Annotated in this window: 5 protein-coding genes; 3 read left to right on the top strand and 2 right to left on the bottom strand. The window is 34.3% G+C overall.

Features of this window, described 5'->3' with window-relative positions:
- From ABZA26_RS06700 to ABZA26_RS06690, 3 genes are all read left to right on the top strand, one after another.
- Positions 1 to 357: zinc-binding dehydrogenase (locus ABZA26_RS06700; RefSeq protein WP_372713748.1), on the top strand; the 357-nt coding region annotated here is incomplete at its 5' end.
- Between the two features lie 27 nt (positions 358 to 384).
- Positions 385 to 1,449, top strand: coding sequence for a mannonate dehydratase (uxuA, locus tag ABZA26_RS06695; RefSeq protein WP_372713747.1), 1,065 nt, complete (start codon positions 385 to 387; stop codon positions 1,447 to 1,449).
- A gap of 13 nt (positions 1,450 to 1,462) precedes the next feature.
- The gene (locus ABZA26_RS06690) at positions 1,463 to 3,079 is read left to right on the top strand and encodes a mannitol dehydrogenase family protein (protein ID WP_372713746.1); all 1,617 of its coding nucleotides are present in this window, start codon (positions 1,463 to 1,465) and stop codon (positions 3,077 to 3,079) included.
- Between the two features lie 608 nt (positions 3,080 to 3,687).
- On the opposite strand, the gene ABZA26_RS06685 is transcribed toward ABZA26_RS06690, so the two are convergent.
- Both ABZA26_RS06685 and ABZA26_RS06680 read right to left on the bottom strand, forming a co-directional pair.
- Positions 3,688 to 4,419: a DUF1499 domain-containing protein gene (locus ABZA26_RS06685; RefSeq protein WP_372713745.1), complete on the bottom strand. Its 732-nt coding sequence runs from the start codon at positions 4,417 to 4,419 to the stop codon at positions 3,688 to 3,690.
- Between the two features lie 345 nt (positions 4,420 to 4,764).
- Positions 4,765 to 5,106 (bottom strand): DUF1016 N-terminal domain-containing protein, encoded by a 342-nt coding sequence (locus tag ABZA26_RS06680; RefSeq protein ID WP_372713744.1) that lies wholly within the window; start codon positions 5,104 to 5,106, stop codon positions 4,765 to 4,767.
- Positions 5,107 to 5,433 lie beyond the last annotated feature (327 nt).

Below are 5,433 nucleotides of genomic sequence, written 5' to 3'. Positions count from 1 at the left end.
GTTAGGAAAATAACAAATGGAATGGGATCTAATGTAACAATAGATGCAGTATGCTTACCAAAAACCTTTGAACAAGCGGTAGAAATTACTTCTGTAGCTGGAAGAGTTATGTGCCTTGGCTTCACAAAAGAAGTTTCTGATATTGCACAGTTGGGAATTACCTTAAAAGAGCTAGATATAAGAGGTTCAAGACACCAAACATTTAAATTCAAAGAAGTTGTAGAGTTATTTAATGAAAACAAGTTAAATCCGGAAAAATTGATTTCTAATGTTATTGACTATAAAGAAGTAAGTAAAGCATTAGATTTAATTGAGAATAAACCAGAAGATATTTGTAAAATAGTATTGAAATTTTAGTAGCTAAGCTGTAGGAGGACAAACATAATGAAAATGACATGGAGATGGTATGGTGAAGGTAACGATCAAATTACCTTGAAGCATATAAAACAAATACCAGGAGTAGAAGGTGTAGTATGGTCTCTACATGATATGGCAGCAGGAGTAGAGTGGCCAATGGAAAGGATAGAGGCGGTAAAGTCTCAGGCTGAAAAATACGGATTTAATATAGATGTAGTGGAAAGTGTAAACGTACACGAGGATATAAAACTTGGCCTTCCTACAAGAGATGAATACATAGATAATTATATAAAAACTATGGAAAAATTAGCTAAGGTAGGGGTAAAGGTAATCTGTTATAACTTCATGCCTGTATTTGATTGGACAAGAACAGATTTATATAAGGAAACTGAAGATGGATCAAATGCACTATTCTTTGAAAGTAGTCAGATACAAAATATAAACCCTATCGATCTTATAAAAACAATATCTAACGGGGTAGACGTAACTATGCCAGGTTGGGAACCTGAGAGACTAGCTAAGATAGAAGAATCATTCAAAGCATACGAAGGATTTACAGCAGAGAACCTTTGGGAAAACTTGAAGTATTTCTTAGAAAAAATAATTCCTGTGGCAGAGAGATTAAATATAAAAATGGCCATTCACCAGGATGATCCGGCTTTTGATATATTCGGACTACCAAGAATATTAACTTGCAGAGATAACATAAGAAGATTCTTAAAACTGGTAGATAATCCTTATAATGGATTAACTCTTTGTACAGGATCATTAGGATCTGTAGCAAGTAATGATATTCCTTCAATAATAAGAGAATTTTCAGACAGAATTCACTTTGCCCATGTAAGAAACGTAAAGGTATTTGAAAATGGAGATTTTATAGAAACATCTCACAGAGCATGCGATGGATCTGTAGATGTTGTGGAGGTAATAAGAGCCTATCATGAAACAGGATACACTGGTTATATGAGACCTGATCATGGAAGACATTTGTGGGGAGAAGAAAAGACCTGCAGACCTGGATATGGCCTCTATGACAGAGCTATGGGAATAATGTATATCCTTGGAATATGGGATCAGTTGGAAAAAAAATAGTGAGGTTGATATTGTGAAGTTGAATAGTATTGGGATTTTAAATAAAGAGCAATGGGAAGGAAAAGGTTTTAAACTACCAAAATTCAACAGAGAGGAGGTAAAAAAAAGGACTCTTGAAGCTCCAACCTGGATACATTTTGGTGCTGGGAATCTTTTCAGAGCATTCACTGCAGCTGCACAAAACAAACTGCTAAATGAAGGAAAGGCAGATAAAGGAATAATCGTAGCTGAGGGGTATGACTACGAGCTTATTGAAAAAGTGTATGCTCCGTTTGATGATCTGAGTTTGCTGGTAACATTAAAGCCAGATGGAAATATAGAAAAAGAAGTGATAGGAAGTATTGTGAAATCTATTGCAGCTGACTCTTCTAATGAAAAATCCTGGAGTGAGCTAAAAAATATATTTAAAGCTCCATCTCTTCAGATGGTAAGCTTTACCATAACAGAAAAAGGATACTCCGTGACAGACGGTAGTGGGAATCCTTTGGAAATAGTTGTAAATGATATAAAAAACGGGATAGAAAAACCTAATTATTTTATAGGAAAGCTTACAGCTTTATGTTATGAGAGATTCATAAATGGAGCGGCACCTATAGCTCTTGTAAGCATGGATAACTGTTCTCACAATGGAACAAAGCTGTATGAAGCAGTTAGTTACTATGCTAAGAAATGGGTTGCAAATGGTTTTGTTGAGAAGTCGTTCTTAGATTATATTGATAATCCATCTAAAGTTTCATTTCCTTGGAGTATGATAGATAAAATAACGCCTAGACCTGATGCTTATGTACAAGAGACTCTTGAAAAAGATGGATTTGAAGATAGCGAGATAATAATAACAGATAAAAATAGTTATTCAGCATCATTTGTAAATGCTGAAGAGCCTCAGTATCTTGTAATAGAGGACAGCTTTCCTAACGGGAGACCAAATATAGATGAAGCAGGAATAATATTTACAGACAGAGAAACCGTAGACAAAGTTGAAAGAATGAAAGTTTGTACATGTCTAAATCCTCTTCATACAGCCCTGGCTATATATGGTTGCCTCTTAGAGCATACCAGTATTGCCTCAGAGATGAAAGATGATCTGTTAAAAACTCTTGTTGAAAAAATGGCATATGATGAAGCTATAAAGGTGGTAACAGACCCTAAAATACTTAATCCATCTGAATTTATAAAGGAAGTTATTGAAGTAAGGTTTCCTAATCCGTTTCTGCCGGATACTCCTCAGAGGATAGCAACTGATACTTCACAAAAGATGGCCATTCGTTTTGGTGAAACAATAAAGGCCTATAATGAGAATGAAGAGCTTGATGTTACTGATCTAAAACTAATACCTCTTGTGATAGCAGGATGGTGCAGATATCTTATGGGAATAAATGATTCTGGAAATACCTTTAATCTAAGCTCAGATCCTAGATTGGATTATTTGAAGAAGCATATAGAAGGAATTACTTTAGGATATAATGGTGATATTTCAACTCACTTGAAACCAATTCTTTCGGATGAAATATTTATGGGTATCAATCTTTACGAAGTAAATCTTGGAGAAAGAGTTGAAGGCTACTTTAAAGAGATGATAAAAGAAAGCGGTGCAATAAAAACTACGTTGAAAAAATATTTAGAAATATAGAAAAAATAATAAAACTAAATATAATACCCAATATATGCTTAGAGGTCTCCTTATGGAGACCTTTTTGTTTCTTTAATTTAGTATTGATTCAATTATTTGTAGTAATATGGATTACATACTGTTGGATTGTAAAAATAAGGGCAATAATAAAAAAGTCCAAGTGTAGATACGACACTTAGACCTTGGTTATAATATTATGGACTTTTACATGACCTTAAGAAAACTGTCCAACTTATTGTAGCCTATCCAATTTAATTACTTAGAATTAAAAGAGCAGTGGCTATTACTCCACTGCTCTAAAGTACATTTTTATTTTTCTTATAAAATAGATGATAAAAAAATTAATTTACTTTACGTATCTCCCATAAATGCCATTGGTTATTTAAGTCTGGTGTAGGGTACGTATATGCATCATTTCCCTCTGCTCCTCCTGCATCCAGTGCTCTTCCTGAATTTTTATTGATGATCATATAATATCCAGACTCCAGTCCTATCTTAGCATTATTATGTTAGCGCGAGATTTCTAGGTTTTTTATTTACCTTAATATCTCCAATAATATTACTAATAATAGTATCTATATTTCTGGTATCGATTCCTTTAATCAAGGTTATTTAAAGCTTTCAATAAACGCTCGAATACGCTCGGCATTCTTACCACGATCGCTACGACCGATACGAGAGTGAGAGCGAATATCAACAATGCTGCCTGATTCTGTCGATTGAATACGGATAACAATATCATCTTTAAAATCGAAAATAACGGTTGAAGCAACCGCTTCTATCACCCCGGTGTTCATATCTTGAGATACGATATCCCAGTTCATTGCTTTAGCAATATCGAGCACACGCTTAAACGCCTGTTCACTGGATAACGAAGATTCAATCGGTGCAATATCAGGATATAACTGTTTTTGTCTTGCCGCTGTTTCAGCCCCCGGATATTCAATGGAAGTACTATTAGCAGGACGCAATGGTATCACTGCATTAAATTGCGGCGGGTTTGTCGTATCCGTTGAAATATCATTGATAGGTGGTCCCGGAAGCTGCTTCTCAGGCTGGTTAGCATAATGACCGACAACGGGGATCAGAACGATAAGAACCGCTAACCCGCTTTTAATCAATGAACTGATATTGCCACGTGAAAGGAACAAAATAACCACGGCCGCTATCAGGATTGGGATCCCTGCCTGCGCCGCATAGGCAATGGTTGTGAACGCAGTTCTCGTTCCTATCCAACCTCCCCGAACACCAATAATGGAAATAACAACACTTCCTAAACATAGAATACTTATAACAACAATCAAGGTCGACAAAAGTTTCAAATTTTTTAATAACGACATAAAAACTCCCCTTTAATAATTAAGTTTTAATAAGGATCAGCTACAAAGTTACTTACTCTTTTGTTTTCAAAATAACCAGTCATTTAAGGTTTTTTGGAAACAATTTAGGGCAAGTTAGTTTGTAACGATTCCTAACTAATAGGCTCTCTCAAGCCGCCTGTTTTAAAAAAATCTTTATCATAAGCCAGCTAACTGACTGTATTCACTATACTTATAAAAAATAATTTTACAACTTGTTAACATGCCTGCAGAAAATTTAAGTGTGAGCATATTGATAATATAATCGTAATGCGTATCGGCCTGCATGTTTCAATCCTTATTTTATTGGATTATGAAATGTTATGATTAGTAATAGGAGGTACAGTAGGTCAAATGTTGTTTCGTAATTGCAGTGGAGCTCCAAAATGAATACCATTTTCTTATTAACTCCAAGTTTCTTTTGGAAAATCCTTTAACTTCTGGAAAAAGAGCTTGAAGGTCAGTGCTTAGTTCCTGGAGAAACTTACTCCCCCAGCTGTATTGACTTTCCTTTTCAGTTATTTCCTTACCAAGTTCCCAATAGAATTTTAAAAGTTCTTTATTAACAGAAACACTTGCTTGGATCTGAGATCTCTGAAATTTATTTTTAATGCTGCCGAGCCATTCTCTGCATTCTTTGTTGGTTACAAGATTTATTCTTTCCTCCATCAATGTCATTTTATAAATTATACTACATTATATTTCTAGAATTCAAGAAGAATAATCCATTTTAGATACAAATACAATCTATAATGGATTAAAAAAGCCTAAGTGTAAATACTACAATTAGACCTTGATTAAAATATAATGCAATTGATTTGACAATGCAGAGCACAAGTAATTCTAATAAAAATTAAAGTTGCAATTGATTCAGTAATAGTATATAATATTTTTATTATACGAACGGGTATATATAATTGATGAGAGGAATTAACTATGAGAACGACACAGGCAGACAAAGAAGCAGTAAAAGCATCAATAATAAAAAAAGCAATT

It is taken from the genome of Ilyobacter sp. (assembly GCF_041583315.1).
Lineage (GTDB): Bacteria > Fusobacteriota > Fusobacteriia > Fusobacteriales > Fusobacteriaceae > Ilyobacter.
Note: the sequence above shows the minus strand (reverse complement) of the source record. Positions and strands in the feature narration are given on the sequence as shown.